This is a genomic window from Caulobacter segnis, from assembly GCF_003243465.1.
In the GTDB taxonomy this organism is placed as follows: domain Bacteria; phylum Pseudomonadota; class Alphaproteobacteria; order Caulobacterales; family Caulobacteraceae; genus Caulobacter; species Caulobacter segnis_A.
Map to the genome: position 1 here is coordinate 1 of NZ_QFQZ01000013.1, position 26,439 is coordinate 26,439.

The following is a 26,439-nucleotide window of genomic DNA, read 5'->3' on the forward strand; positions in this document are numbered from 1 at the left end:
TGCGGACCTTGTCCAGCGCCGCCACGAGCGCGGCGTCTTCCGAGGCTGCGCCCTGCCCGTCCTCGCGCACGGCGATGTCGCTTGAGGCCAGGCGCACGGCCTTGCCGATCGCCAGGCCCGACGCGGCCAGGACGCCCTTCAGCACGCCATCGGCCGGCAGGGCGGCGGGCGCCAGCGGCTCAGGCGCGGCGATCGCGGCCGGAGCGGGCGCGGACGCCGTCTTCGCCGCAACCGGCGCCCCCTCGCCCATGCCGCTCTCGATCAGCGCGGCGATCGCCGCCACGGCGGCCTCGGCGTCCACGCCCGAGGCCAGCACCTGGATCGCGTCGCCATGGCGCACGGCCAGGGCCATCAGCCCCACCGGGCTCCTGGCGCTCGAACGGCGCTCGCCGGTCACCAGCGCCGTCTCGGCGGCGAAGGTCTTGGCCAGCTCGGCGATCCGCGCCGCCGGCCGCGCGTGGATGCCGTGCATCAGCGGCACGGTCACCTGGCGGGTGATCTCGTTCCTGGGTTCGGCGGCGTTCGAGACGCCCGCGCCGGCCACCGGCCGCAGTTCCATCAGGAAGCCGCCGGCCTCCACGGCCGCGTCCTGCTCGCGGCGGACGATCTCGAAGGCTTCGGGATTGGTGATGACCACCGGGGTGATCAGGCTCTTGGCCCGCTGGGCCAGAAGGTCGAGGTCGAAGCGGATCAGCACGTCGCCCGCCTTGACCGCCTGACCCTCGCGCACGCAAGGCTCGAAGCCCTCGCCGCCCAGCGCCACCGTCTCCAGCCCCACATGCATCAGAATCTCGGCGCCCGCCGCCGACCGCAGGGTCACCGCATGACCCGCCCGGTGCGCCGACACCACAACCCCGTCGCACGGCGCGACCAGCACCCCGCCCAACGGGTCGATCGCCACCCCGTCACCCAGCATCCGGCCCGCAAACACCGCGTCCGGAACCTCCTCCAAGGACGCGATCCAGCCCTTCAAAGGTGAAGACAGCACCAAAGCCGACATCGGAATCGCCCCCTTTCCGCCGCCCTCCAGCGACGGGAAGACACTACATTCCATTTTAATACCATTTGGCAAGACCAGTTTTTCGCTCTGGCATGGCCACTGGCGCTAAGCCCCCGGAATCTCCAATATATAGGGACAAATCGGCGCGATCGCGGTATGAAGCGTTGACATTGGCCGACGGATAATCGGACTTATATTGGTATCCGACGGTTCACCCGCCGGAGTCACGCAACCGCAGGAGGCGGAGCAAGTGTCTCTTTCCCAGCGCATAGGCTTCGCCCAAGGGGCGGTTTCTGCGCCTCTTTACCTTCAGCTGCAGCGCGCCCTGCGCGAAGCCATCCAGCTGAAGGTGCTGGGCCCGGATGACGCCCTCCCTCCCGAGCGGGACATGGCCGAGGACTTCAACGTCTCGCGCATCACGGTGCGCAAGGCGCTGGAAGGCCTGGTCAACGAAGGCCTGCTGACCCGCCGCCAGGGCGCGGGGACCTTCGTCGCGGCGCGGGTCGAGAAGAACTTTTCGAAGCTGACCTGCTTCACCGAGGACATGATCTCGCGCGGCCGCGCGCCGCACAGCGAATGGATCAACCGGGCCGAAGGCGCAGTGACGCCGGAAGAGGCGCTGATGCTGGGCGTATCGCCCAACACGCCGGTCTATCGCTTCCACCGCATCCGCTTCGCCGACGGCGCGCCGATGGCCGTGGAGTACACCACGATCGCCGCCTTCGCCCTGCCCTCGCCCGAAGTGGTCAAGGACTCGCTCTACGAGGCCATGGCCGCCCATGGCCATCGACCGGCCCGGGCGCTGCAACGCCTGCGCGGCGTCCTGATCACCCGCGAGCACGCGCCGCTGCTGGGCGTGAAGCCCAAGGACGCCGGCCTGCTGGTCGAGCGTCGCGGCTTCCTGAAGGACGGCCGGGCGGTCGAGATCTCCCATTCCTACTATCGCGGCGACGCCTACGACTTCGTCGCCGAACTGAACGACGCATCCTGACCGGCGCTCGCGCGCTGGCATGTTTCAAAGGACCACGAGCTTGGAGGCGACTATCTTGACCCGTCCTGAAAGCCCCGCAGCGGGGCGGCTGGCGCCCGAAAGCACGAAGATGTTCGCCGAGGCCAGCCAAGGCGCGGCCGTGGCCAAGGCGCTGCTCGCCGCCAACGCCGAGCGCGTCGCGGCCCTGGCCGAGCGCCTGCGCGCCAACCCGCCGCGCGTGGTCGTCACCTGCGCGCGCGGCAGCAGCGACCATGCCGCGACCTTCGCCCGCTACCTGATCGAGACCAAGGCCGGCGTGCTGACCTCGTCGGTCGGTCTGTCGGTCAGCTCGGTCTATGACGCCTCGCCCAACCTGGAAGGCGCGCTGTGCCTGGCCGTCTCGCAGTCGGGCAAGAGCCCCGACCTGCTGGCGGCGGTGACGGCGGCCAAGGCCGCCGGCGCCTTCGCCGTGGCCCTGGTCAATGTCGAGGACTCCCCGCTGGCCCAGCTGGCCGACGCGGTCATCCCGCTGCACGCGGGGCCTGAGCTCTCGGTAGCCGCCACCAAGTCCTATATCGCCGCCCTGGTGGCGGTGACCCAGCTGATCGCCGCCTGGACGCAGGACGTCGAGCTGACGGCCGCCCTGGCGGACCTGCCCGCCGCGCTTGAACAGGCCTGGACCCTGGACTGGTCGGCGGCCGGCAAGCGGCTGGAGACGGCGACCAACCTCTACGTGCTGGGCCGCGGCGTCGGCTTCGGCGTGGCGCTGGAGGCGGCTCTGAAGTTCAAGGAGACCTGCGGCCTGCACGCCGAGGCCTTCAGCGCCGCCGAGGTGCTGCACGGCCCGATGGCCCTGGTGAAGGACGGCTTCCCGGCCCTGGTGTTCGCCCAGAACGACGAGAGCCGCCAGAGCGTCGAGGACATGGCCCAAGGCCTGAAGGCCCGCGGCGCCGACGTCTTCCTGGCCGCACCCGGCAAGGCGGGCGACGACCTGCTGCCCAGCCTGAAGACCCATCCGGTGCTCGAGCCAATCCTGATGGTCCAAAGCTTCTACCGCATGGCCAACGCCCTGTCGGTCGCGCGCGGCTATGATCCCGACAGCCCGCCCCACCTCAACAAGGTCACCGAAACCGTCTGATGCCGGTCGCTCTTCTCAATGGCCGGGTGCTGACGCCGGCCGGTCTTGTCGACGGCCAGGCCGTCATCGTCGAAGGCGGCAAGGTCGCCGCCGTGGTCCCGATGGCCGACGTCCCAGCCGACGCCGATCGCCAGGACCTGGCCGGCGGCCTGCTGGTCCCGGGCTATATCGACACCCAGGTCAATGGCGGCGGCGGCGTGCTGTTCAACGACGCGCCGACGGCCAGGACCATCGCCGCCATCGGCGCGGCCCACCGGGCCTATGGCACGACGGGCTTCTTGCCGACCCTGATCAGCGATGATCTGGACGTCGTCGACGCGGCCCTGCGCGCCACCGAAGACGCCATCGCCCAGGGCGTGCCCGGCGTGCTGGGCGTCCACATCGAGGGGCCGTTCCTCAATCCCAAGCGCAAGGGCATCCACGACGAGGCCAAGTTCCGGGTTCTCGACGACGCGGCCATCGCCCTTCTATCCTCGCTCAAGCGCGGCAAGCTGCTGCTGACCCTGGCGCCGGAGCGGACCACGCCGGAGATCATCGCGCGCCTGGCCAAGGCCGGCGTCATCGTCGCGGCCGGCCACACCAACGCCGCCTACGCGACCATGCGCCAGGCCATCGACCACGGCCTGACCGGGGTCACCCACCTGTTCAACGCCATGTCGCCTCTGACCAGCCGCGAGCCCGGCGTCGTCGGGGCGGTGCTGGAGGACCAGAAGGTCTGGGCGGGGATCATCGTCGACGGCCGCCACGTCGATCCGGTCACCCTGAAGATCGCCCTGCGGTCCCGGCCGCTCGACCGCTTCATGCTGGTCACCGACGCCATGCCGACGGTGGGCATGACCGACAAGCGCTTTTCCTTGCAGGGCCGCGAGATCATTGTCCGCGACGGGGTCTGCGTCGGCGAGGACGGCACCCTGGCCGGGTCGGACCTCGACATGGCGGCCGCCGTCCGCAACGCCGTGGCGACGCTGGACCTGTCCCTGGCCGACGCGGTGATGATGGCCTCGGCCGCGCCCGCCGCCTTCCTCGGCCTCTCCGGCCAACGCGGCGCCATCGCGCCCGGCCTCGCCGCCGACTTCTGCCTGCTAGACGACGATCTCAACGTCGCGAAAACCTGGATCGACGGGAAGGAAAGCCATGTCCAGAAAGACCCTCTTCCCGTCTAGGCGCGTCCTGGCGCTGGCCCTGGCGCTCTCCCTCGGCTCGGCCGGACTGGCGAACGCCCAGTCCGCGCCGGACCTGCTGGCCAAGGTCGATCCGTTCGTCGGCGTCGACGGCGGCGGCGTCACCGGCGGCAACACCGTGCCCGGCGCCGGCGCGCCGTTCGGCTTCGTGTCGCTGAGCCCCGACACCACCAACGCCGACACCAACGGCTACGACTCAAAGAGCCCGATCATGGGCTTCAGTTATACGCACGTCAGCGGCACGGGCGGTTCGGGCAAGTACGGCAACTTCCGGGTCACGCCGACGGTCGGCCCGCTGCGCGTCAACCACCTGCACTACGGCAAGACCGACGAGCGCGCCTCGCCCGGCTACTATACGGTGGGCCTGGGCAACACCGACGCCGAGCGGATCAAGGTCGAGCTGACCGCCTCGCGCCGCGTCGGCTTTCAGCGCCTGACCTACCCGGCCGCGGCCGAGAGCAACCTGATCTTCGACGTCAGTTCGGTGATCGCCATGCGCGGCCGGGGCCAGCGCGTGCGTCTGGCCAAGGTCGAGCTGATCGACGACCACACCCTGGCCGGCGAGGTCACGGTCGAGGGCGGCTGGAACCCGACGCCCTACACCCTCTATTTCCATGCCGTCACGGATCGCCCCGCCAAGGCCTTCGGCGCCTGGAAGGCGGGTCAGGGATGGATGGAGACCAAGCCCGGCGTCGGCCGCTCGGAAGGCGGCGTCCAGGTCAAGAGCGCGGCCAACCGCCAGGGCCTGATGATCGAGTACGACACCGAGCGTGAGTTCTCGAACCGCCTCGGCGCCTACCTGACCTTCGACACGACCACCAACCGCCAGGTCAAGATGAAGTTGGCCGTGTCGTTCGTCAGCGCCGACAAGGCCCGCGCCAATCTGGCCGAGGAAATGCCCGGCTGGGACTTCGGCGCCTATCACGCGGCGACGGCGGCCCAATGGTCGGACGCGCTCTCCAAGATCAAGGTCGAGGGCGGCACGGACGAGCAGCAGCGGATCTTCTATTCGGCGCTCTACCGCTCGCACACCATGCCGCACGACCTCAGCGGCGAGAACGTCTGGTGGAAATCGGACGAGCCGCACTACGAGGACTTCTACACCCTCTGGGACACGTTCCGGACGCTGCATCCGCTGCTGACGGTGATCCAACCGCAGCGGCAGCGCGACATGATCCGGTCGCTGGTCGACACCTACAAGCACACCGGCTGGATGCCCGACTCCCGCATCGCCGGGGCCAACGGCATGACCCAGGGCGGTTCCAACGGCGACATCCTGATCGCCGACGCGGTCACCAAGAAGCTCGGTGGCTTCGACGTGAACCTGGCCTATGAGGCGATCCGCAAGAACGGCGAGGTCGACAGCGACCAGCCGTTCCTGCAAGGCCGCGTGTTGAAGGACTATCTGAAGCTCGGCTACGTCCCCTTCACCGAGACCCGCTCGGCCTCGCGCACCCTCGAATACGCCTACGACGACTACGCGATCGGCGTGGTCGCCAAGGCCCTGGGCAAGACCGAGGACGCCAAGCGCTACATCGCGCGCTCGGGCAACTGGAAGAACATCTGGGACGACCAGTTGGGCTGCGTGCGTCCCCGCTACCCGAACGGCGAGTGGGTCGAGAACTACAGCTGCACCTACGAGTATCCCGACCGCTCGGGACCCTGGTGGGACGCGGTGTTCTACGAGGGCAACTCGCTGCAGTACTCCAGCTACGTTCCCCAGGACGTGGCCGGGCTGATGGCCAAGACCGGCGGCCCGGACGGCTTCGTCAAATGGCTGGATCACCTGTTCGAAGGCCACTATTCGCAGGGCAACGAGCCGGACCTGCTCGCGCCCTATCTCTACATCCACGCCGGTCGCCCCGACCGCACCCAGGAGATCGCGCGCGGCCTGATGGCCAAACATTACAGGCTGAGCCGCACCGGCTTGCCCGGCAATGACGACGCCGGCGCGATGTCCAGCTGGTACGTCTGGAACGCCATCGGCCTCTATCCGAACGCCGGCCAGCCCTACTACTACATCGCCTCGCCCGTGTTCTTGCGCAGCGTGATCGCGCTGGAGGGCGGCAAGAGCTTCGAAGTGCGCGCGCCGGCGACCTCGGAGACCAACCGCTACGTCACGGGCGCCAAGCTGAACGGCAAGCCGCTGGACCGCGCGTGGATCTCTCACGACGAGCTGGCCAGGGGCGGCGTCCTGGAGCTCACCCTGGGTCCCGCGCCGACAGGCTGGGCCAGCCGCTTCACGCCGCCGCCGAACGGTCTCTGACTAGTAGCGGGCCTTCAGCTCCAGCGACACCGTCCGGGGGCGCTGGGGCGTGGCCTGCCGGGCCAGCCGCAGGCTGAACGGGTTGCCGTAGGCGAAGGTGTCGCCATGGCCATCGAACAGGTTGTCGACCGCGAGACCGACGCTCAGGCGCTCGGACTGGACCCGCATAGCCGCGCGGGCGGTGAAGTAGTCGCCCATCGTCGGCGCCGTGGCGGCGTCGAAGCTGAGACGCGAGGGGCCGACATAGCTGAGACGGGCGGCGGCGCCCAACCGCCAATCGCCCGCCAGCCGCCGTTCGTAGCTGACGCCGACCGCCGCGGCGTGCTTGGGCACGCCCGCCAGACCCAGGTCCTTGCGCCCCGGGTAGGCCGGGTTGACCTTCTCGAGCTCGGGGGCGTTCAGCAGAACGTTGGCGTCGAGCCGCAAGGGTCCCGCCACATAGGCCGCCTCCGCCTCGACGCCGGTGTTGCGCCCGTCTCCCAGGTTGGCGGTGTAGGGCAAGCCCGAGGCGAGCAACTGATCGCTCTGGATCGACTTCCACAGCGCCCGGAACACAGCGGCGCGAAGGCGCAGGCGCCCTTCCATCAGAGTGGCCTTGGCGCCGGCCTCGAAGCTCCACAGATCATCGCCGTCATAGGCGCGCTGGGGTTCGCCGCCGGTCACCAGGAAGGGCTGGCTCGGGATCGGGGAGGTGTTGAAACCGCCGGCGCGGTAGCCCTCGGTCGCCTGCACATAGACCAGCGTCTTCGCGCTCGGCTGGAAGGACAAAACCGCCTTGGGCGCGAAGCCGAGATAGTCCTGACTGTCGCGGAAGGCCGTCGTCGCGCCAGACGCTTCAGCCTTGCTGGACGCCTGGGAGCGGATGGAGAACAGGCGGCCGCCCAGGGTTACGCTCCAGCCGCGCCCAAGGTCGCCGATGGCCTCGCCGAACAGCGCGGCCTCTTCCAGGATGTCCCGCCGATGCTCGGTCGCCAGCAAGGCGTTCGATTGGCTTATAGCCAGCAGGTCGCCGTCGCGCCTTTGCCGCGTGCGCGCCAGGAAGCCGCCGACCTGCCACTGGATTCGGGCGTGATCATCGGACGAGAGGGACGCGTCGACAATGACCGCGCCCACATGGTTGTCGTCGTCAAACGCCACCGCGGCTCCCGGCGGCACGGCGAGCGGCGGGGCGGCGCTGGCGTCGTAGCGACTGGAGATATCGTGGCTGACGGTCGCCAGAGTGACCTTGGCCTTGACCCCGCCGATCAGACCGCTGACGCCGACATGTCCCTCGAAGAAGTCGTTGTCGTGCGGCTCGGCGAGCCGGTTGCGCCGGGCGAAGGGACCGACGGACGGCGTCGCATACTGGGTGTCGCTTGACGCGATCGCCTGCGTCGTCACCCCCACGTCGCCGGTCCAACCCTCGCCCAGCTGGACGCGGAAGGCGGCGCGTATGCCCGACCGCCGAGTCCGGTTCACGTCGTCGCGCCCCTGGAGCGGATCATCGATATAGCCGCCCTGCTGGTCGGCGTAGGCGACGAGGCGCACGGCGGCGCGTCCGTCGAGCAGCGGGACGTTGACCATCCCCGACAGTTGTCCGCCGGGCTCTCCGCCGCGCAGACTCGACGCGGATATGGAGGTCCAGGCGGCGAAGGCGCTCGGGTCCGGGCGATGGGTCGTGAACTGCAGGACGCCGCCCAAAGACCCGGCGCCATAGAGCGCGCCCTGCGGCCCGCGCAGAACCTCGACCTGTGCGATGTCGAGCATCAGCAGGTCGGGATCGGGCGCGTTGTAGGTCAGGCGAACGTCGTCGAGATAGATGCCGACCATCGACTGGGTCTGGCCGGTCAACGGGCCGTCGGAGAGTCCGCGAAGGATCACCTTGTCGCGGCCGGGGCCAAGGTTCGTCACGGTCATGGCCGGCAGGACCGCCGCCAGGTCGTTGGTGTCGCGGACCCCCTGGGCGGCGGCGGCCCGTTCGTCCAACACGCTCACGGAATAGGCAAGCCGGTCCGCCAAGGTCGGTCGGCGCGTGGCCACCACGACCAGCGCCGAGAGCGGCGCGAGCGGCGCCTCGACTTCGCGCGGCGGGGACAGCGTCACGGGAGGCTTGGCGAGCGGCGGCGCGCGCCGGACGATCTGGTAGGCCCGCTCATCGATTCGGCGCAGGTCGCACCCCGTGTCCTGCAGCAGCGCCTTCAGCACGACCTCGGGCGATCCTCGCCCCGAGAAGCCGCGCGAGGGGCCGCAGCCCTGCGCGGCGCCGACGTCGATCGACACGCGAGCCTGGACGGCGAAGAGGGTCGCGGCCTGTCTGAGCGGCCCGGCCGGAATGGCGAAGGCCGTCTGCGCCTCGGCGCGCGCGACCGCTGGCGCGACCGCGAGTCCCATCGCCGAGGCGAGCCAAACGCGACGCCACGTCCCGATCCGCAAATCACCCCTCCCCGACGGTCAGGGCGTCACCTTAGAATGATTTCCTCGGCCGTACGATCCACGCGCAGCGACGCATAGGTCGCCAGCAAGCGGACGGCGGCGTCTTCGTTGTCCAGCGCGATCACGCCGGAGAAGCGGCGATTAGCGGCCTCGGGCGCGATGCGGATCGGCGTCGTGAAGCGGCGGTTCAGGTCGGCGACGATGTCGCCGAGCGTCTCGTTGTCGGCGACCAGCTGGCCTTGCGACCAGGCGAAGGCGTTGCTGGCCTCGACCCGGCGCACCTCAGCGCTGTCGGAGCCTTGCACGTGGCGCAGCTCCTGACCGACGGTCAAACGGGTCGGGGCCTGGCCCTTGGCGTCGCGCTGGGCGACCTCGACGATCCCCCGGCGCACGGTCACGCGGACGCTGCGGCCGTCGTTGCGGATGTTGAATTCGGTGCCCACCACCCGCACGGCCTGGTCGCCCACGCCGATCAGGAACGGGCGCGAGGGATCCTTGGCGACGTCGAAGCTGGCCTGGGCCAGGCCCATCTCGACCCGGCGCGTCTTCCAGCCCAGCCGCACGCTGAGCTTGGAGCCGCCGTCCATCGTGATGTGGGTGCCATCGGCAAGGTCGATGCGGCGGGTCTCGCCGGGCTTGGTCTCGTAGGTGACGAGCGCGCCCTGCGAGGCGTTCCACAGCGCGGGGCCGCCGACCATCACCGCCAGCGAGGCGGCGATCGCGCCGCCGATCCAGGCGCGGCGAGGCGGGGCGGCGGGCGGCTTGCGTTTTGCGGCCGGGAAGCTGATGACGTTGTCGACTGGCGGCTTCAGCGCTGCGGCGATTTCTTCCCGGCGCTCGGTCAGGTCGGCGACGATCAGCTCGGCTTCCTCGAAGGCTTCCTGGCGCGCGGGCGAGCCGTCCAGCCAGTCCGTCAGGGCCATCCAGTCGTCGGCCGTCGCCGCGTCGGACTGGACGCGGATAAGCCACGCGACCGCGTCGTCGCGTAGGCCCTCCTTCGTCTCGTGCGTCCGATCGTTCATCCGACTTCGCCGTGTTCCGGGAGGCGTCTTGCCTCCCTGTTCGCCCCAAAGACGCCATAAACGGAAAGGCGCCTCAAAAAATTTACGGCCGCGCCGCTCATGGCCACCGCCCGACCTTTGCGACGATCAGCTTGAGGCTGCTCATCATGTACTTCTCGACGCTGGAGCGGGACACGCCCATGGCCGCCGCTGTCTCGGCGTGGCTTAGACCCTCCAGCTTATGGAGGCGGAAGGCTTCCTGGGCGGCTGGCGGCAGCGACTTCACCGCTTCCAAAATCTTCTCGAGCTGCTGCCTGGCGGCGGCGGCCTGGTCGGCGGGCGCTTCGTTGGCGACATGGGCGCCGCCGACGTCGGAAACATGGGCCCCGTGCCATTGCGCGTCGCGCGCCTCGGCCCGGCGGCGCACCTTGATCCGGTCCAGCATCAGGTTCGTGCCCAGGCGAAAGAGGTAGGCGGATGGATTATCCACCGGCTCGGCCGGCGGCGGGGTGATCTTGAAATAGATATCCTGGACGAGATCCTCCGCCGCCTCATCCGAGCGCAGGCGCACCCGGAAGTAGCGGATCAGATCCTCGCGCCGCTCCATGTAGGCGGAAAGCAGGGGATGGACGGGTTCGTCGTCCAAGGCGCGGCGGCGCTCCTCAAGGCGGGCGTCGAGAATCCGAGCCCTGCGACAATCTTTCCGAACCGAAAGCGTCGCGCAACCGCCGAAAGCTTTGAGGCGCCCCCGAGAGAGCGTCGTCCTTGCCGGTCGAAGGGCGCGAGCGACGCGTCCCCGGGCTGGGAGATCGCCTTGCTGGAAGTCACGATGATGAACGACGGGGCGCGTGTCGGCAGCCTGCGCTTCGACGCCGACCGGGTCCGCCGCTTCACCTCGGTCGAGCCGCGGGTGATCTCGATCCACCACCATTTTCGCCCGGAGCGGAAGCGCGTCGAGGCCTATATCGAGGCGACCTACGCCGAAGTCTATGACGGCAGGATCCGCGCCCACTACCCCACGCTGATGAGCGTGCAGGACGCCCAGGGCGAGATCCACGCCGCCGTCGGCTTCCGACTGGCCGGCGACGAGCCCCTGTTCCTGGAGCGCTATCTGGACGAGCCGATCGAGCGCGCCCTGACCGAAGCGATGGGCGCCGATGTCGAACGGGCGCACGTCGCCGAGATCGGCAACCTGGCCTCGGGCAGCGCCGGCGCCTCGCTGTTCCTGTTCATGGCGCTGGCCCGTCACCTCGATCAAGTCGGTTGCGACTACGCCGTCGCCACCGCCACTCGCCAACTGCGCCGCACCTTCGGCCGCGTCGGCTTCCCCACCCAGCGCCTGACCACCGCCGACCCCACCCGCCTCGGCGACGAGGCTCGCGACTGGGGCGGCTACTACGAGCGCGACCCCGAAGTCCTGGCCGGCGCGATCGCCCCCGCCCTGGCGCCGCTGGCCCAACTGCTGCTGATCGAGCCGCCCGCCATCCCGGGCGCCTGCTCGCGCCTTCATCCCCGGATCGGAGCCGACCAATGAGCCGCGTCCTCGCCGCCATCGCCCAGCGGGCCCGTCTGAATGACGGCGCGATCGCCCTGAGCGACCACCGCCTTTCGTTCACCTATGGCGCGCTGGAAACCGCGATCGAGAACGCCGCGCGCGAGCTCTTCCAATGGGCGCCGCTGGTGCGTCCCGGCTCGCCGATCGCGATCCGCTTGCCCAACGGCCCAGCCTGGGTGGTTCTGGACCTGGCCCTGACGCGCCTCGGCTGGGCCTCGCTGCCCCTGCCGGGCTTCTTTACAGACGAGCAGCGCCAGCACGCCATGACCGACGCCGGCGCGAGCCTGCTGATCGAGGCGGCCGACGCCGCCAACGGCGACATGGACCTGGCGGGCGTCGCGCTGCGCATCACGCCCCTGGCCTTGGCGCCGCGCGTCCTGCCCAAGGGTACGGCCAAGATCACCTACACCTCCGGCTCGACCGGCCAGCCCAAGGGCGTCTGCCTGTCGCGAGACCACATGGAGGCGGTCGCCGCCTCGCTGGTCCTGACCATCGGTGCCGACTACGCGGGTACGCACCTGCCGCTGCTGCCGCTGTCGATCCTGCTGGAGAATGTCGCCGGCCTCTACACGACCCTGCTGGCGGGCGGCCGCTACCACATCCTGCAGGCCGACCAGCTGGGCCTGGCCGATCCGTTCCGACCTGACCTGCCGCGTCTGGCCGGCGCGATCGCCGAGCACGAAGCCAACAGCCTGATCCTGGTGCCCGAACTGCTGCGCGCCCTGATGATGGTCATGACCTTCACCGGCGTGCGCCTGCCCGCCCTGAAGCTGGTCGCCGTCGGCGGCGCGAAGGTCTCGCCGTCGCTTCTCAGCCGCGCCGACGAGCTGGGCCTGCCGGTCTATGAAGGCTACGGCCTTAGCGAATGCGCCTCGGTGGTGGCCCTGAACACGCCCGCGCATCGGAAGGCGGGGACCGTCGGCCGCCCCCTGCCCCACCTCGGGGTGTCGATCGACGATGGCGAGATCGTGGTCGAGGGCTCGGGCTTCCTCGGCTACGCCGGCGGCGCGACGCACGAGGGTCCGGTCCGCACCGGCGATCTCGGCGCCATCGACGCCGACGGCTTCCTGGGCATCTCGGGACGCCGCACCAACACGATCATCACCTCGCACGGCCGCAACGTCGCGCCCGAGTGGGTCGAGAGCGAGCTGACCGCCCAGCCCGAGATCCGCCAGGCCGTCGTGCTCGGCGAGGCCCAGGCCGAGCTCTCGGCGCTGATCGTGCCCCTGATCCCCGGCATGGACGAGGCCGCCATCGCCAGCGCCATCGCCCGCGCCAACGCCAACCTGCCACCCTACGCCCAGGTCGGCCGCTGGCTGGTCCGCGACGCCTTCGACGCGGCGGCCGGCGAACTCACCAACAACGGACGTCCCCGTCGCGCCGCGCTCAGCGCCCGCCACCGGGACTTCATGGAAACCTCGACGACAGGAGACTTCGCGTGACCTTTTACCAACGCCTCGTGGCCGAGACGATCGACGGGCAGATGACCCTGGCCTCGGTCCCGCAAATCCAGGACGGCCTGATGGGCCGCATATCGCGCGAGACCTACATCGCCTACCTGACCGAGGCCTATCACCACGTGAAGCACACCGTGCCGCTGATGCAGACGGCCCGCGCTCGGATGGACGCGAACCACCAGCGCTTCGTCGAGGCCCTGGACGAGTACATCGCCGAGGAGACCGGTCACGAGCACTGGATCCTGGCCGACATCAAGCACTGCGGCGGCGACATGGCCGCGGCCCGCGACGCGGCGCCCGGCGCGGCGACCCAGGCTATGACCGACTACGCCTACGACTACATCCGCAAGGCCAATCCGATGGGGTTCTTCGGCATGGTCTTCGTGCTGGAAGGCACCAGCGTGAAGCTGGCGACCCACGGCGCCAAAGCGGTCGCCAAGAACCTGGGCCTCGGCCCCGAGTGCTTCAGCTATCTGACCTCGCACGGCTCGCTGGACCTGGAGCATCTGAACTTCTTCGAGAAGCTGATGAACGAGGTCGACGATCCCGCCGACCAGGCCGCGATCATCGAGGTCGCCAAGGCGATCTTCGAGCGCTTCGCCGCCATGTTCCGCTCGATCCCGCACGTCCGCGAGGTGGCCCATGCTTGATCGGAAGAGCGTTCTCATCACCGGCGCCTCGGGCGGACTGGGCGGCCTGGTGGCCCGCCAACTGGCGGCCGAAGGCGCCCACGTCACCGCCCTGGGCCGCACGCGCCCGGACGGCGTCGACGGCTTCCTGCAGCATGACCTCGCCACGCCCGAAGGATTGGAGGCCGCCGTGGCGGCGGTGAAAGGCCGTCACTGGGACATCCTGATCAACCTGGCCGGCGTCCAGCACTTCGGACCGGTCGAGGAAGAGAGCGCCGCCGACCTGCAGGCCGGCTACATGGTCAACCTGGTCGCGCCGGTTCGGCTGGCCCAGGCCGTGCTGCCGGGCATGAAGGCGCGCGGCAAGGGCCAGATCGTCAACATCGGCTCGATCTTCGGCTCGATCAATTTCGCCCACTTCGCCACATATTCGAGCGCCAAGGCCGGCCTGCGCGGCTTCAGCCAGGCGTTGCGGCGCGAGACCGCCGGCACCGGCGTTGACGTGACCTATGTCGCCCCCCGCGCCGTTCGCACGGCCATGGTTTCGGACCGGGTGCTCGAATACGCCAAGATCACCCAGATGAACATCGATGCGCCCGAAGCCACGGCGCGCCGGATCGTCCAGGCCATCCGCGCCCGCCGTCGCGACGTCTATCTGGGCTTCCCCGAAGCCTTCTTCGTGCGCCTCAACGCTCTGCTGCCGGGCCTCGTCGACCGCGCCCTCGCGGCCAACGACCGCAAGGCCGCGCAGCTCTTCGCCCGCTGATCAAACGGAACTCGCCATGACCAAGACACCCACCCTGTTCGCCCTCAGCCTCGCTGCCGCCCTGCTGGCCGGCGCGGCCCACGCCGACGCGCTGGACGGCCGCATCGACGCCCTATCGCGGAGCTGGGCCCACGCCAACTACGAGATCGCCGACAAGGGCGCCCAGGCCGCCGCCGCCGCCCAGGTCGCGGCCGAGGCCGACGCCCTCGCCCGCCAGAACCCGAACCGCGCCGAACCGCTGGTCTGGGAAGCCATCGCCAAGGCCACCGAGGCCGGCGCCAAGGGCGGCCTGGGCGGCCTGGCGCTCGCCAAAGAGTCGAAGTCCCTCCTGGAGAAGGCCGAGAAGATCAACCCGGCGGCGCTGGGCGACGGCTCGGTCTATACCAGCCTCGGCTCGCTGTACGCCCAGGTGCCCGGCTTTCCGGTCGGCTTCGGCGACGCCGGCAAGGCGCGCGGCTATCTACAGAAGGCCCTGGCTGTCAATCCGAACGGCGTCGACTCCAACTTCTTCTACGGCGACTTCCTGATGCGTCAGAAGGACTATGCCGGCGCGACCAAGGCCCTGCAGAAGGCGCTGGCCGCGCCCGCCCGTCCGGGCCACGAGGTCGCCGACAAGGGCCGCAAGGCTCAGGCCCAGGCTCTGCTGACCGAAGCCCAGGCCAAGCTCCGCTAGCGGCGCAGGGCGAAGCCCAGATAGACGGTGCGCGGCGCCGAGAAACTGGTCACGCCGTCGGCCGTCTGGGCGACGGCGAGGTCCGCGTTCAGAGCGTTGTCGGCGGCCAGGTAGACCTCGGAGGTCGGCGACAGCGACCAGCCGGCGCGGAGGTCCAGGCTCGTCCCGGCCTTCAGCGTTCGCTGATTGAGGTCGTCCTCGTAGCGCTTGCTCTCGAAGCGCGCGTCGGCGTCCAGGCTCAGCCGCTCGATCGGTCTCCAGCGAACGCCCGCCGTGACCGTCAAGGCCGGCGCCTGGGCCGGGCGCTTGTCGGTCAGTTGCGGCGCCAGTGGCCCGCCATCCACACGCGCGTGGGTCGCCGAGAAGGCCGCTCGCACGCGCCAGGCGGGCGACAGATCGGCGGCGACGTCGCCCTCCAGGCCATAGGCGTTGATCTCGCCCGCGTTCCGCCGCTGGCGCAGCACGCCGCCCGCCGGGATGAAGCCGGCGACGGGGAAGGTCCCGGGTCCCACGCCGACCGTGACATTGGTGATCGGGTCCTGGACCTGATTGTAGAAGAGCCCGAGGTTCCAGCGCACCGCCCCCTCGCCCGAGAGCCCGGTCTCGACGCCGTACAGCGTCTCCGGCTTCAGGGCGGCGTTGGCCTCGGTCACGTCATTGCCGACACGGAACGGGCGATGCAGTTCGTTCAAGGTCGGCGGGCGGAAGCCGGCATAGGCCGCGGCGCGGATCCAAGTGTCGCCGGCCAGGCGCTGGCGGACCCCAGCGCGGGCCGTCGGCGTCGTCCCGGAGGCGTCGGCCACGGGCGCATCGAGCGTCAGAGCGCCCGTGGCCGCGTCCCGCTCGCGCCGGACGCCGTGATATGAGCGCCAGCCGTCCAGCCGCGCGCCGCCCGTCAGCGAGAAGTCCGGCCGGCTGTAGCTCGCCTCGGCATAGACGCCGCCGACCAGCGTCCGGCCGCCCGCGGTCCGCTGCCGTGTGAAGGCGCCGTTCTGGTAGCGGAAGCGCTCGTTCGTGCGCCCCTCGGCCGCCCGGACGTCGGCGCCGAGCTCCCAGGACCAGTCGCCATCCTTGCCTTGCCAGGCGGCGTTCAAGCCATAGCCGCTGGCGGGTGTGGAGTACTGGTCATTCGCCGGCGTCGTTCCAGTCCGTCCGGCGGCGACGGCGGCCGAGGTGTTCTCAAGGTCGCTGGACCGCGCCCAGGCCTGGACCCGCCAGCGGTCGGTCGCCAGAGTCATGGCCAGCGAGCTTCCCGTCGCGTTGGACTTGGCGCCGAACAGGCCCGCGCCGCGCTTTTCCTGGAACGCGCCGAGCCGCGCGGCCCAGCGCACGCCGCCGACCTTGCCCTGGACCCGGGCGGCGATGGAGCCGTCCTCCAAGGTCGTAGGGACATCGGCCGCGCCCGCCGCCGCGCCGCGCACGGGGCGATAGCCGTCGGTGCGCGAGCCGCTGGCGATCAGTAGCAGGTGATCGGTTCCGAAAGTCCCCGCGGCGCGCCAGCTGTCGCGCTCGCCGGCTTGCACGGAAAGGCTGGAAAGGCCGCCGCCCGCCGCGCGCTCGCGCAAAGCGACGACGCCGGTCAGGGCGCCCGCGCCATAAGGTCCCGCCCCCGCGCCGCGTACGATGGTCGCGCCGGACAGACCCTCCCCCGGCAAGGCCGTCCAGATCACCCAGCCGCCGAACGGATCGTTCTGCGGCGCGCCGTCCAGCGTCACCAGCGCGCGGCCCGCGCCCGACGGCGCCACCGATCGGAGGGACAGACCCTGGATCGTGGGATTGGCCGCGTCGCTGCCGGTGCGCCGGAACAGCGAGACGCCCGGCGTGGTCTTCAGGACATCGTCGAGCCGCGCCGAAGCGCTGAGCTGCGCCGCGTCATAGGTCGCGGTGGAAAAGGCCTCCTGCCCCGCCAGCGGCGGCAGTCTCGGCGCCTCGATAACCACGGCGGAGACTGGGGTCGGCGGGGTGTCGAGCGGCACGGAAACCTCGAAGCAGCGGACGGCAGGGTTTAGCCAAAGCCCCCGCCGTCCGCCATCGTTCCGCTTAGCCCAGCGCTTTCTTGTAGAGCGCCAGAAGATTGCTCCACGCCGTCTCGGCGGCCGCCTCGTTGTAGACTTGGCTGCCCTTGACGGTCCAACCATGGTTGGCGCCCGCGAACACCTCCACCTGGGCCGGAAGCTTGGCCTCGGCGAAGGCGGCCTTCAGCTTGTCCTTCACGGTCGGGTCCTGCTTGTCGTCGTTGTCGGCGATCTCGATCAGATAGGCCGCCTTGGTCTTGGGCAGCAACAGGTGCGGGCTGTCCGGCTTGTCGGTCAGCAGGCCGCCGCCGTGGAACGAGGCGACGGCGCCGATGCGGTTCGGGACGGCTCCCGCGGTTTGGAACGACAACGGACCGCCCATGCAATAGCCCTGCACGCCGGCCTTCTTGGCCGTGTTGGTCTGGGGCTGGGCGTCGAGGAAGGCGAGATAGGCGACCGCGTCCTTGGCGGTGCCTTCCGGCGTCACCGTGGCGCGCATCGGCGTCAGCTTGGCCCGGTCCTCCGGATTGGCGAAGTTCAAGCTGCCCTGGATCACCGGCGCCTTCTGGACCCGGCAATAGAGATTGGGGACCAGCACGACATAGCCGGCCGCGGCCAAGCGGCGGCCCATGTCGCGGAACACCGGCCGCAGGCTCATCACATCCGGCCACAGCAGCACGGCCGGATACTTGCCCTTGGCTTTCGGATAGAACAGCGCGGCGTCGGCGGTCCCGTCCGGCGTCTTGATCTCGACATCCTTCTCCACGACCGTCTCGTCGGCGCGGGCCATAGTGGCGACGCCGGTCAGGGCGACGGTCATCAGGCCGAAGGCGCGACGGGAAACGCTGGGGTCGTGCACCAGGCCTTGGTGGATATCGTCATCGCACATGGCGGTCTCCTCCGGATGATCTTGGCGCGCACGCTATAACCGCGTTCTCCGTTCGCCTATCCACTTTACGAGGCGTGTCAGGCGCCGGACGCGTAGGTCGCCTTGCCCGGCAAAAGCAGGTCCTGCTTGCGCCCGTCGCACAGGGCGTAGCTGAAGCCGGACTGGATCGCCCAGGCCCCGACCTCGCCCTTCTTGTTGATCGCCAGGAAGCCGACCTGGATATCCTTGGCCTGGGGCTTCTTCTTCAGGATGCGCTCGACCGCCTCGCGGCACGCGGCCTCGGGCGAGCGGCCCTGGCGCATCAGCTCGACGACCAGGAAGCTGCCGACATTGCGGATCACCTCTTCGCCGACGCCGGTCGAGGTGGCGCCGCCGACCTCGTTGTCGACATAGAGGCCCGCGCCGATGATCGGGCTGTCGCCCACGCGGCCGCGCATCTTCCAGGCCATGCCGCTGGTGGTGCAGGCGCCGGAGATGTTCCCCTTGGCGTCGATGGCCAGCATGCCGATGGTGTCGTGATTGCCCGCCCCGCCAGGCGTGCCGAGCTGGCCAGTGGTCTTGCCGTAATCGCCGACCTCGCTGTTGGCCTTGGGTTGGTACTTGGCGTCCTTCTTCCAGGCCTCCCAGGCGGCCTTCGATTCCGGCGTCAGCAGCTCCTCGCGCGGGAAGCCCTGCTCCAGGGCGAACTGCAGCGCGCCAGCGCCGACCAGCATGACGTGCGGCGTCTTCTCCATGACTCGGCGGGCGACCGAGATCGGATGGGCGATATGCTCAAGCGCCGCGACGGAGCCGCAGTTGCCAAGCTCGTCCATGATGCAGGCGTCCAGCGAGACATGGCCGTCGCGGTCGGGATAGCCGGCGCGGCCGACGCTGTGGTTCTTGAGGTCCTGCTCGGGCACGCGCGCCCCAGCCTCGACGGCGTCCAGCGCGCGGCCGCCCTTGGAGAGCACGGCCCAGGCGGCCTGGTTGGCGGCGACGCCGAAGTCCCAGGTCGAGATCACGCAGGGACCGTCCAGCCGCACGCCCTCGCCCGCCGCCGCTGCGCGCCCGCTGATCATCGCCGATCCGACGAGGCTCGCGCCGATTAGGCCTCTACGATTCATCATGCCGCTGTGCTCCAAGAAGACCGCCGAATCCGTAACACGGCCGGAGAGAGAGACCATGACCGACGCCAATCGTGTTGTGAAAGGGCGCGTCCTGCTGGAAGTCTGTGTGGATACGCCCGCCGGATTGGCGGCGGCGATCGCGGGCGGGGCGGATCGGATCGAACTTTGCGCGGGCCTGACGCTCCAGGGCCTGACGCCCGCCCCCGGCCTGATGGCGCTGGCGGCCAAGTCGCCGATCCCGGTCTATCCGATGATCCGGCCGCGCAACGGTGACTTCTATTACGACGCGCGGGACCTGGACGCGATGAAGCGCGACATTGACGCTGTTCGCACCTACGGCCTGGCTGGGGTCAGCATCGGCGCCAGTCGGCCGGACGGTGAGCTGGACCTCGAGGTGCTGGGCGCCCTCGTCGATCATTCGCAGGGCCTGGGCATGACCCTGCATCGCGCCTTCGACCTGGTGGAGGACCAGTCAGCCGCCCTGGAAATCGCCATTGAGATGGGTTTCGAGCGCGTGCTGACGTCTGGCGGCGCGATCAGCGCCTTGGCGGGCGCCGAGCGCATCGCCGCCCTGGTCGCTCAAGCCAACGGCCGCATCAGCGTCCTGGCTGGCGCGGGGGTGCGGGTTTCCAACGTCGCCGACCTGGTCCGGCGCACCGGCGTGCGCGAGGTGCACGGCTCGTTCGGCGGGCCTCGCCCAGGCGCCGATCCGGCCTCGAAGCTCGGCGCGATGGGCTTCGTGCCGCCCACGCTTCAGGACACCGACCAGGCGGCCGTGGCCGAGGTCGCGCGGATCTTGCGCGACTTCTGAGACCTACTTCGGCGGGTGCTTGGCCGCCCATTTCGTCTCGTAGAGCCGAATGATCTTGGCCGGCTGGGTTCCGTACCAGGAATAGCCGTCGCGACGTTCGCGCGAGAGCTCATTGACGTTGTCGCGCAGGGTCTTGTCGCGCTCGCCGAAGACCGGCTTGCCGCTGGTGTCGTAGTAACGCGCCCAGATCGGCCCCGCGCCGGGCTTCTCGACCAGACGGCGCCCGTCGGGCTCGCCCTTGCCGGTCCATTCGAAACCGACGATCGCGGCCTTGCGCAGCCAGGCGACCCCGGCATGGACGGCGGCGACCTCGGCCGGCGTCGGGTCGGGCAGTTGCATCAGGTAGAATAGCAGGTCCGCGCTCTCACCGGTCGCCAGGGCCGGCGGCTCGAAGTTGCGGCCGGCGACCGGCGCCAAGGTGAAGGGATCAGCCTGCTGGCCCCAGATCGTCGGCTTGCCGTCGACGCGGATCTGGGCGGCGACGATGACCTCGCGGCCCTTCTTGGCCGCCGCGCCGGCCTTGGCGCGCAGATCGGCGGGTACGAAGGCGAAGTCGGCAATCCCCTCGGCCACTTCGGTCAGCAGGTAGGCCGCCTCCGAGACGGCGTTGTCATTGAAGGTGACCGCGTCGTGATAGCCGCCCTCCAGCGGCCAGACCTGCGGCCAGCCGCCGTTCGGGAACTGCGCGGCCAGCAGATAGCGCACGCCCTTCAGGAAGCTCTGGCGATAGGCCTCGCCCTCGGGGCCCGGAGTCTGGCGCGCGACCTTGGCCAGGAAGCGCATCTCGGTGATCGTGGCGTTGTTGTCCAGCGTGCCGACATAGCCCCACTTCGGATCGCGCGCGGCGTCGAAGTCGTTCTCGGTCAAGTACTTGGAGTTATTGTCGGAAGCCCACGGCTGGCCCGGCAAACGAAGCGCGCCGGTCCGGTCCTGGTTCTTGCTCCAGCCGCCGGCCGGGGTCTGGAAGCTGACGATCACGTCGGCGATGTGGCGCGCCTCGGCCGAGCCGTACCAGGCCGGGTCCTTGTCCAGGACCATGCCGCCGTCCCCATGGCCGGTCGGCGGAGGCGGCGGCGGGGTTTGGCCAGGGTTCAGCTCGGCGGCAAGCGCGGCGCGATCGGCCTTCTCCTGGGCGACCGAGCGCTCCAGATAGGCCTTCCAGGCGGGCTGCTGGGGCGGTGGCAGTTGGGCGATCCGCTCGGCGGTGATCGGCTGGGCCGGAACGTTCTTCCCGATGACGCCAGCGAAGGCGGGCGCGGCGAGCAGGCTGGCGGACAGAAGCAGGCCAAGGGCGGCCGCGCGGCAGGTCATCGAACATCTCTCCCCGAGAGGCGTCTTCACGCGCGGACGCCTTGTCTCACAGGAATGATACCGGTTTCCTAGCCGGAGGGAACCTCCACGTCCCGACTTCCCCGGCGAACGCCGGGGAGATCGGAAGGGGTTAGCCTTCGATGATATGCGGCACGAAGCGCGAGCGGTCGCGCGTCACGCGCCCGCGGTCTTCGCGCACGCCAATGCCTGCGGGCTGGTCGCCGATCACCCACGAGCCGACCACGGGATAGTTCGCGCCGAACTTCGGCGGCGGCTTCAGTTCCTGGCGAATCCAGCCCTCAGCGCCGTAGCCCTGGTCCAGGACCCGCCCCTTGCGGCCGTTGGTCCACAGCTCGACGTTCGCGCCTTCGCGGCTGAACAGAGGCTTGCGGGCGTAGCTCGACCCCAGGCGCTCGACCTTGGGATCGTCGTCGAAATAGGTCTCGAGCAGGTTCGGGTGGCCCGGGTGGCGCTCCCAGAGCAGCGGCAGCAGCGCCTTGTTCGACAACAGCGCCTTCCACGGCGGCTCGATGAACTGGGTCTTGGAGCCGGCGATGTTGGCCGCGTACGGCTCGCGCAGCATGTCCTCCCAGGGGTACAGCTTGAACATCGCCCCGATGAGGTAGTTGTCCTGGTCGACGAAGCGGCCGTCGGCGTCGAGGCCGATCTCCGTCGTCGGCACGAACTTGGGCTCCAGCCCCGCCAACCGCGCCATGTCCTCCAGGAACCGCACCGTCTGGCGGTCCTCGACGAAGTCCGGATCGCTGGCGAAGTGGACGAAGCCGCCGTTCGGGAAGATCGTCTTGAACCGCTCGGCCAACTGGTCGTGCAGGCTGTTGAACTGGTCCGTACTCTCCGGCAACGCGCCGCGCTGGATCAGGTCTTCCAGCCACAGCCACTGGAACACCGCCGCCTCATAGATGCTGGTCGGCGTGTCGGCGTTGTACTCGTAGAGCTTGGGCGGCCCCGCCCCATCGTAAAAGAAGTCGAAGCGGCCATAGAGCGACGGATCGCGCGCCGTCCACGAGGCGGCGACGACATCACGAGAGGCCTCCGGGATCTGGAGCCTGGCCATCAAGGCGTCGCTGCCAACGGCTTCCTCGACGAAGTCCAGGCACAGCTTGTGCAGCGCCTCGGTCGCGGGCTCCAGATGGCCCTCGACCTCCTCGAGCGTGAAGGCGTAGGCCGCCCGCTCGTCCCAGTAGCGACGGCCGTCGGCGTGATGCCAGGTGAAGCCGACGGCCTCGGCCCGGGACTTCCAGTCCGGCCGAGGCGTCAGGGTAAGACGGCGCATCAGGCGTCCTTGGAGCCGGCCCTGACCTTGTCCTCGATGGCCAGCATCGGCGCGGGCAGAGCCTCGTCCTTGGGCGCCATCAGGCGGGCCAGCACGTCCTCGGCCCCGCCGCCGCCCGGCAGGATCCCCGCCGCCGCCAGCTTGGCGTCGAGATCGGCGCCGGTCTTGCGCTCCTCGGACTCGTTGTGCAGGCGGAACTGCTCCTCGCGAACGGCCTGGCGCTCCTTGATGCGCTTGAGGCTGTCGGCGGCCGAGCCGACCACGCCGCTGGCCGAACCCGAGCGCGAGATCACCGCGGCCTGGGCCTTCTGGACGCTCTCGTTGACCTTGACGATCTCGATCTCGCGGCGCAGCGCCTCGACCTTGGCGTCGGTTTGCGAGATGACCGTGCGCAGCTTTTCCTCGGCGGCGCGCAGCTCGGTCATCTGGGTCGACTTCTGGGTCGCGTCCTTTTCAAGATCGGCGATGCGCTGGGCCACTTCCAGGGCCAGGGCCTGGTCGCCCTTGCCCATGGCCGCGCGGGCCGAAGCCTCGTACTTGCGGATCTGGTCGGTCAGGCCCCCGACCTCGGTCTCCAAGGACCGGCGTCGGGCGACCAGCTTGGCCAGTTCGTCCCGGGCCTTGCCCTGGGCGTTGTCGGCGTCGCGGATTTCCTGATCCAGGATCCGCAGGGCGTTGGCGTCGACGATGGTCTGCGCGCCGTCGTGGGCCGTGCCGCGGAAGAGCGCCGAGAGCTTGCTCCAGATCGACATTCGAAGGTCTCCAGGTCTCTGTTCTTTAAGCGGCCGCGCCGCGGCTCTTTTCGAAGTTGTCGCGCAGATCGCTGGCGGCGGCGATGGCGTTGTCGGCCAGGGTGCGCAGCTCGATGATCAGGGTCTGCAGGGTGGTCTTGGACGAGATCTCGCCCATCAGCTCGTAATAGTCGCGACCCTCGACGCTGGTGATGCCGAAGTTCGAGAGCGGCACGATCTTCTGGGCCTTGAGCAGGAATTCGTTGAAGGCCGCGCGGTCGTTCTGTTCGTCGCAGGGCCACAGGAGAGTCGAGACCACCAGCTGAAGCCCGCCGCCGCTGACATAGATCGGCAGGTCACCGAATTCGTGCATCACGACCAGCAGCACGGGCTCGACGCCCTCGACCACGGTGACGGTCATTTCGCCTTCGCGCACCAGCGCGCTTTCCACCAGCCCGTCACGCAGGCTGTGAATGGTCCAGGCGATGTCGATAACGGAGTCCATGTGTCTGACGCCCTTGGGAGGGTTGGGGTTGGTCTTCAGCGCCGGCCCGCGGGCCGACTCCACGACGATGGCCTGGACAGCCGAGAGGATGTCGGGCTTGCAAGCCGCCGGAGCCCAGACCTCGATCTTCACGAAGCCGGCTTGCCGACGGGCTTCTCGCCACGCACGGGTCCTTTCGGCGGCCTGGGCGCCTCTCGTCGGTTTGGCAGGCATGCGTTACATGTACGCATAACATGTACGCTTGACAAGACGCCGTTCGACGTCATCCTGCGCCGGACTTGATCGAGGGACAAGCGCGTCCCGAGGTAGAGCTGGCGACGCCGCTCACTTAGGCATGCCGGCCAGGGATTCGAGGGCCCGCGAACCACGATGTTCGGAAAGCTTTTCGGCAGGAAGGACGCCCAGCGTCCCGCCCTGCCCGTCATCCGCAACGTGACCATTGGCCGGACGGTGGTCCTGGACCCGCTGGCTTGGCGGCGCTTCAGCGGCGAAGCGAAGTTCGCCCTGGACCGCGATACGCTGGAAATTACGGCCCAGGGCCTGATCCAGCTGAACGAGGGCGCGTTCGTGCACCGCTTCTATACCGACGACGAAATCCTGTTCCAGGTCGTCTCGGACGATCGCGAGGGCCAGCGGGCCAACGACTTCACGGTGTTTGTCCCGTGGTCCAGCGAGTACCCGGCCGACCGCGCCGATCGCGACCTGTGGGGCGAGCGCCTGCGCGCCCGCACCTTCCAGGCGGAGGGCCTGCCGGAGTATCGCCGTTTCTGGTTCGGAGAGGACGCCGAGCGCCAGGATCCGGTCACCCTGTGGGAAGACGTCTACTACAACCGCGAGGGCGCGGCGCCGGACCGGCGGCTCTTCCAGACCACCATGCTATTCTATCGCGAGCTTTCCGGCGGCGAAGGTCGCGAGCTGCTGCTGGCGTTGACGGCGGAGCCCCAAGACGGCGACGTAACACACGAGACGATGATCGGCCTGCCGCTGACGGTGGCCGAGTTCAAGGCTTGAGGGAGAGGCCGATGTTCGACTTCACGGCGTTCCAGGACGGAGCGATCGCGTTCCTGGTGGCCTTCGTGGCCGCCGGCCTGTTCACCATCGCCTTCAAATACGTCTACCAGTGGGTGACGCCCTATAGCGAGAAGGCGTTGATCCGGCAGGGCAACCTGGCCGCCGCCATCGCCTTGGCGGGCGCGCTGATCGGCTATGTCCTGCCGCTCGCCTCGGCGCTGAGCCACACGGTCAGCCTGCCCGAGTTCGCCGCCTGGGCGACCCTGGCCGGCGTGATCCAGATCGCCGCCTTCACCGGCGTGCGCCTGGTCGCCCTGCCCGACGTCAAGGCGCGGATCGAGAACGGCGAGACCTCGATCGGCGTCTATCTGGCGGGTATCTCCATCGCGGTCGGCGTGCTGAACGCCGCCTGCATGACCGCGTGAGGACCGCGTCATGAGCCCCCGCAAGCGCTCCGCCTCGCTGCAGCTGACCACGATGTTGGCCGGCGCGGCCAGCCTCACCCTGGCGGGCTGCGACGACCCAAGCCCCGGCGCCCAGGCCGGCTGGGACCCTAATCGCGGCGAACAGGTCGAGGCCTTCAGCTACAAGTCGCTCGAAGAGTGCAAGGCCGCCAACGAGGTCTCGGACCAGCAATGCGACACCTCCTGGGCGGCCGCCCAGAAGGACGACGCCAAGAACGCCCCGCGCTACGAAGCCCGCGCCTCCTGCGAGGACGTCTATGGCGCCGGCAATTGCGTGCCGCGCAGCGAGGCCGGCGGCGGAAGCTTCTTCACGCCCCTGCTGGCGGGCTTTGTCATTGGCCGGATGCTGGACGGCGGCGACTATTATCGCGGCACCGGTCTCTATCGACGCAACGACGATTATGGCGGCGGCTACTACTCGACCTGGGGCGGGCGCCTCGGCCGCGACTACGGCACCGGCCGCACGGTCATCACGCGCGAGAGCATCGACCCGCCGGACGCCATCCGTAACGCCCCGCCCAAGGTCCAGACTCGCACCTCGGTCGTCTCGCGCGGCGGCTTCGGCGGCGGACGCAGCTACGCCCACAGCGGCGGCTTCAAGGGCGGGTTCGGCGGTTAGAGCGGCTCGACATCTTTGCGATTGACTCGCAACTAGACATCCCGTTTAGTTGAGAAGTGTTCGCAAGAACGCGTCGGGCCGCTCACCGAAGTCGGTTCGCCAGGGCGGGTGTCGGCCCCCTGCTCGGCGAGGAGATTTCCGGCGTGCGGTCCGACCTTTTCCCCGATCCCCTGTCCCACGCCTCTGTCGATGAGTGTGGTCCGCCGGCCCTGACGCGTGGCGAGCGCGTGCTGCTGTGGTTGTTACGGCAGTGGGTGACCGCGCGGGTTCTGGGCCAGGAGCCAGGCGAGCGGCTGTCGCGCGAGGCCGGCGCCCTCATCTCGCCCCGCGTCGCCGCCGCCTTCATCCTGATGATGACGACGATCGAAGGTCAGGTCCGCCGTCCCCTGTGCGTCGCCGCGCCGGGGCGGCAAGGCTATGCCGAGGACGAGCAGCGTCTCGTGACGGCGTGCGGGATCTGCCCCGCCTCGCCGGAGATCGCTGGGCGCCTTCTTGAGAGCCTGGTGATCGCGCCGGAGTCGGTGATCGTGACGGCGCGCTTCCTCAACATGGCGCTGGCGCAGGAAGCGCTGACCCTGCCCGTTCGGTTCGAGGAGCCGGAATACGCCAGGACCAAGCGGCCGACGCTACACTGA

General features: G+C 69.4%; 25 protein-coding genes. 14 read left to right on the forward strand and 11 right to left on the reverse strand.

Annotated features, from left to right (window positions below; all coding sequences use genetic code 11):
- A partial coding sequence (locus tag DI526_RS06120; RefSeq protein WP_304275424.1) for a glucose PTS transporter subunit IIA occupies positions 1-1,000 on the reverse strand: 1,000 nt, incomplete at its 3' end.
- Positions 1,001-1,193: 193 nt separating this feature from the next.
- Between DI526_RS06120 and DI526_RS06125 the strand changes: the two genes are divergently transcribed.
- Genes DI526_RS06125 through DI526_RS06140 form a run of 4 tightly spaced genes read left to right on the forward strand, consistent with a single transcriptional unit; the run spans position 1,194 to position 6,555 of the window.
- Positions 1,194-1,991 (forward strand): GntR family transcriptional regulator, encoded by a 798-nt coding sequence (locus tag DI526_RS06125; RefSeq protein ID WP_304275606.1) that lies wholly within the window; start codon positions 1,194-1,196, stop codon positions 1,989-1,991.
- A gap of 40 nt (positions 1,992-2,031) precedes the next feature.
- Positions 2,032-3,108, forward strand: a complete 1,077-nt coding sequence (locus tag DI526_RS06130; protein ID WP_304275426.1) for an SIS domain-containing protein — start codon at positions 2,032-2,034, stop codon at positions 3,106-3,108.
- Entirely contained in the window at positions 3,108-4,271 is a 1,164-nt protein-coding gene (nagA, locus tag DI526_RS06135; RefSeq protein WP_304275429.1) for an N-acetylglucosamine-6-phosphate deacetylase, read from the forward strand. The genes DI526_RS06130 and nagA overlap by 1 nt, the downstream gene beginning before the upstream one ends.
- Positions 4,243-6,555: a GH92 family glycosyl hydrolase gene (locus DI526_RS06140; protein ID WP_304275432.1), complete on the forward strand. Its 2,313-nt coding sequence runs from the start codon at positions 4,243-4,245 to the stop codon at positions 6,553-6,555. The genes nagA and DI526_RS06140 overlap by 29 nt, the downstream gene beginning before the upstream one ends.
- Here DI526_RS06140 and DI526_RS06145 read toward each other — a convergent pair whose 3' ends face one another.
- The 3 genes from DI526_RS06145 to DI526_RS06155 form a co-directional block, all read right to left on the reverse strand.
- Positions 6,556-8,925: a TonB-dependent receptor gene (locus DI526_RS06145; protein ID WP_304275435.1), complete on the reverse strand. Its 2,370-nt coding sequence runs from the start codon at positions 8,923-8,925 to the stop codon at positions 6,556-6,558.
- 68 nt (positions 8,926-8,993) lie between these two features.
- The gene (locus DI526_RS06150; protein ID WP_304275437.1) at positions 8,994-9,989 is read right to left on the reverse strand and encodes a FecR domain-containing protein; all 996 of its coding nucleotides are present in this window, start codon (positions 9,987-9,989) and stop codon (positions 8,994-8,996) included.
- Between the two features lie 97 nt (positions 9,990-10,086).
- Positions 10,087-10,614 (reverse strand): RNA polymerase sigma factor, encoded by a 528-nt coding sequence (locus tag DI526_RS06155; RefSeq protein ID WP_304275440.1) that lies wholly within the window; start codon positions 10,612-10,614, stop codon positions 10,087-10,089.
- Positions 10,615-10,782: 168 nt separating this feature from the next.
- On the opposite strand from DI526_RS06155, the gene DI526_RS06160 reads away from it, so the two are divergent.
- Genes DI526_RS06160 through DI526_RS06180 form a run of 5 tightly spaced genes read left to right on the forward strand, consistent with a single transcriptional unit; the run spans position 10,783 to position 15,048 of the window.
- Positions 10,783-11,502 carry a thermostable hemolysin gene (locus DI526_RS06160; protein ID WP_304275443.1) on the forward strand — a complete coding sequence of 240 codons (720 nt, stop codon included), beginning with the start codon at positions 10,783-10,785 and terminating at the stop codon, positions 11,500-11,502.
- Positions 11,499-12,965 (forward strand): AMP-binding protein, encoded by a 1,467-nt coding sequence (locus DI526_RS06165; protein WP_304275445.1) that lies wholly within the window; start codon positions 11,499-11,501, stop codon positions 12,963-12,965. The genes DI526_RS06160 and DI526_RS06165 overlap by 4 nt, the downstream gene beginning before the upstream one ends.
- The gene (locus tag DI526_RS06170; RefSeq protein WP_304275448.1) at positions 12,962-13,630 is read left to right on the forward strand and encodes a TenA family transcriptional regulator; all 669 of its coding nucleotides are present in this window, start codon (positions 12,962-12,964) and stop codon (positions 13,628-13,630) included. Before DI526_RS06165 ends, DI526_RS06170 begins: the two co-directional genes overlap by 4 nt.
- Positions 13,623-14,375 (forward strand): SDR family NAD(P)-dependent oxidoreductase, encoded by a 753-nt coding sequence (locus tag DI526_RS06175; protein WP_304275450.1) that lies wholly within the window; start codon positions 13,623-13,625, stop codon positions 14,373-14,375. Before DI526_RS06170 ends, DI526_RS06175 begins: the two co-directional genes overlap by 8 nt.
- 16 nt (positions 14,376-14,391) lie before the next feature.
- Positions 14,392-15,048 carry a lipopolysaccharide assembly protein LapB gene (locus tag DI526_RS06180; RefSeq protein WP_304275453.1) on the forward strand — a complete coding sequence of 219 codons (657 nt, stop codon included), beginning with the start codon at positions 14,392-14,394 and terminating at the stop codon, positions 15,046-15,048.
- On the opposite strand, the gene DI526_RS06185 is transcribed toward DI526_RS06180, so the two are convergent.
- The 3 genes from DI526_RS06185 to DI526_RS06195 form a co-directional block, all read right to left on the reverse strand.
- Positions 15,045-17,024, reverse strand: a complete 1,980-nt coding sequence (locus DI526_RS06185; protein WP_304275454.1) for a TonB-dependent receptor — start codon at positions 17,022-17,024, stop codon at positions 15,045-15,047. The two genes, DI526_RS06180 and DI526_RS06185, sit on opposite strands and share 4 nt — an antisense overlap.
- Before the next feature lie 64 nt (positions 17,025-17,088).
- Positions 17,089-17,952 carry a dienelactone hydrolase family protein gene (locus tag DI526_RS06190; RefSeq protein ID WP_304275457.1) on the reverse strand — a complete coding sequence of 288 codons (864 nt, stop codon included), beginning with the start codon at positions 17,950-17,952 and terminating at the stop codon, positions 17,089-17,091.
- A 77-nt stretch (positions 17,953-18,029) separates the two neighbouring features.
- Positions 18,030-19,058: a N(4)-(beta-N-acetylglucosaminyl)-L-asparaginase gene (locus DI526_RS06195; protein WP_304275460.1), complete on the reverse strand. Its 1,029-nt coding sequence runs from the start codon at positions 19,056-19,058 to the stop codon at positions 18,030-18,032.
- 55 nt (positions 19,059-19,113) lie between these two features.
- Between DI526_RS06195 and DI526_RS06200 the strand changes: the two genes are divergently transcribed.
- Complete coding sequence (locus DI526_RS06200; protein ID WP_304275464.1) at positions 19,114-19,869, forward strand: copper homeostasis protein CutC; 756 nt, start codon at positions 19,114-19,116, stop codon at positions 19,867-19,869.
- A gap of 3 nt (positions 19,870-19,872) precedes the next feature.
- On the opposite strand, the gene pelA is transcribed toward DI526_RS06200, so the two are convergent.
- The 4 genes from pelA to DI526_RS06220 all read right to left on the reverse strand — a co-directional run bounded on the left by pelA (position 19,873) and on the right by DI526_RS06220 (position 23,923).
- Complete coding sequence (pelA, locus tag DI526_RS06205) at positions 19,873-21,180, reverse strand: pectate lyase (RefSeq protein ID WP_304275467.1); 1,308 nt, start codon at positions 21,178-21,180, stop codon at positions 19,873-19,875.
- 130 nt (positions 21,181-21,310) lie between these two features.
- A complete protein-coding gene (locus DI526_RS06210) occupies positions 21,311-22,474 on the reverse strand; it encodes a glutathionylspermidine synthase family protein (RefSeq protein WP_304275470.1) in 1,164 nt (387 codons plus the stop codon).
- Positions 22,474-23,226 carry a PspA/IM30 family protein gene (locus DI526_RS06215; protein ID WP_304275473.1) on the reverse strand — a complete coding sequence of 251 codons (753 nt, stop codon included), beginning with the start codon at positions 23,224-23,226 and terminating at the stop codon, positions 22,474-22,476. The genes DI526_RS06210 and DI526_RS06215 overlap by 1 nt, the downstream gene beginning before the upstream one ends.
- Before the next feature lie 25 nt (positions 23,227-23,251).
- Positions 23,252-23,923: a YjfI family protein gene (locus DI526_RS06220; RefSeq protein WP_304275476.1), complete on the reverse strand. Its 672-nt coding sequence runs from the start codon at positions 23,921-23,923 to the stop codon at positions 23,252-23,254.
- Positions 23,924-24,079: 156 nt separating this feature from the next.
- Between DI526_RS06220 and DI526_RS06225 the strand changes: the two genes are divergently transcribed.
- From DI526_RS06225 to DI526_RS06240, 4 genes are all read left to right on the forward strand, one after another.
- Positions 24,080-24,721 (forward strand): DUF2491 family protein, encoded by a 642-nt coding sequence (locus tag DI526_RS06225; protein WP_304275478.1) that lies wholly within the window; start codon positions 24,080-24,082, stop codon positions 24,719-24,721.
- An 11-nt stretch (positions 24,722-24,732) separates the two neighbouring features.
- Entirely contained in the window at positions 24,733-25,146 is a 414-nt protein-coding gene (locus DI526_RS06230) for a DUF350 domain-containing protein (protein ID WP_304275481.1), read from the forward strand.
- Between the two features lie 10 nt (positions 25,147-25,156).
- Positions 25,157-25,804 carry a DUF1190 domain-containing protein gene (locus DI526_RS06235; protein ID WP_304275483.1) on the forward strand — a complete coding sequence of 216 codons (648 nt, stop codon included), beginning with the start codon at positions 25,157-25,159 and terminating at the stop codon, positions 25,802-25,804.
- Between the two features lie 143 nt (positions 25,805-25,947).
- On the forward strand, positions 25,948-26,439 hold the full coding sequence (locus DI526_RS06240; RefSeq protein ID WP_304275486.1) for a hypothetical protein: 492 nt from the start codon (positions 25,948-25,950) through the stop codon (positions 26,437-26,439).

Bases quoted from the DNA above. Each gene is read 5' to 3' on its own strand.
- DI526_RS06190 (WP_304275457.1), bottom strand. From the start codon at position 17,952: ATGTGCGATGACGATATCCACCAAGGCCTGGTGCACGACCCCAGCGTT.
- DI526_RS06215 (WP_304275473.1), bottom strand. From the start codon at position 23,226: ATGTCGATCTGGAGCAAGCTCTCGGCGCTCTTCCGCGGCACGGCCCAC.
- DI526_RS06165 (WP_304275445.1), top strand. From the start codon at position 11,499: ATGAGCCGCGTCCTCGCCGCCATCGCCCAGCGGGCCCGTCTGAATGAC.
- DI526_RS06150 (WP_304275437.1), bottom strand. From the start codon at position 9,989: ATGAACGATCGGACGCACGAGACGAAGGAGGGCCTACGCGACGACGCG.
- DI526_RS06220 (WP_304275476.1), bottom strand. From the start codon at position 23,923: ATGCCTGCCAAACCGACGAGAGGCGCCCAGGCCGCCGAAAGGACCCGT.
- nagA (WP_304275429.1), top strand. From the start codon at position 3,108: ATGCCGGTCGCTCTTCTCAATGGCCGGGTGCTGACGCCGGCCGGTCTT.
- DI526_RS06225 (WP_304275478.1), top strand. From the start codon at position 24,080: ATGTTCGGAAAGCTTTTCGGCAGGAAGGACGCCCAGCGTCCCGCCCTG.
- DI526_RS06145 (WP_304275435.1), bottom strand. From the start codon at position 8,925: ATGGGACTCGCGGTCGCGCCAGCGGTCGCGCGCGCCGAGGCGCAGACG.
- DI526_RS06230 (WP_304275481.1), top strand. From the start codon at position 24,733: ATGTTCGACTTCACGGCGTTCCAGGACGGAGCGATCGCGTTCCTGGTG.
- DI526_RS06175 (WP_304275450.1), top strand. From the start codon at position 13,623: ATGCTTGATCGGAAGAGCGTTCTCATCACCGGCGCCTCGGGCGGACTG.
- DI526_RS06180 (WP_304275453.1), top strand. From the start codon at position 14,392: ATGACCAAGACACCCACCCTGTTCGCCCTCAGCCTCGCTGCCGCCCTG.
- DI526_RS06195 (WP_304275460.1), bottom strand. From the start codon at position 19,058: ATGATGAATCGTAGAGGCCTAATCGGCGCGAGCCTCGTCGGATCGGCG.
- pelA (WP_304275467.1), bottom strand. From the start codon at position 21,180: ATGACCTGCCGCGCGGCCGCCCTTGGCCTGCTTCTGTCCGCCAGCCTG.
- DI526_RS06210 (WP_304275470.1), bottom strand. From the start codon at position 22,474: ATGCGCCGTCTTACCCTGACGCCTCGGCCGGACTGGAAGTCCCGGGCC.
- DI526_RS06200 (WP_304275464.1), top strand. From the start codon at position 19,114: ATGACCGACGCCAATCGTGTTGTGAAAGGGCGCGTCCTGCTGGAAGTC.
- DI526_RS06235 (WP_304275483.1), top strand. From the start codon at position 25,157: ATGAGCCCCCGCAAGCGCTCCGCCTCGCTGCAGCTGACCACGATGTTG.
- DI526_RS06140 (WP_304275432.1), top strand. From the start codon at position 4,243: ATGTCCAGAAAGACCCTCTTCCCGTCTAGGCGCGTCCTGGCGCTGGCC.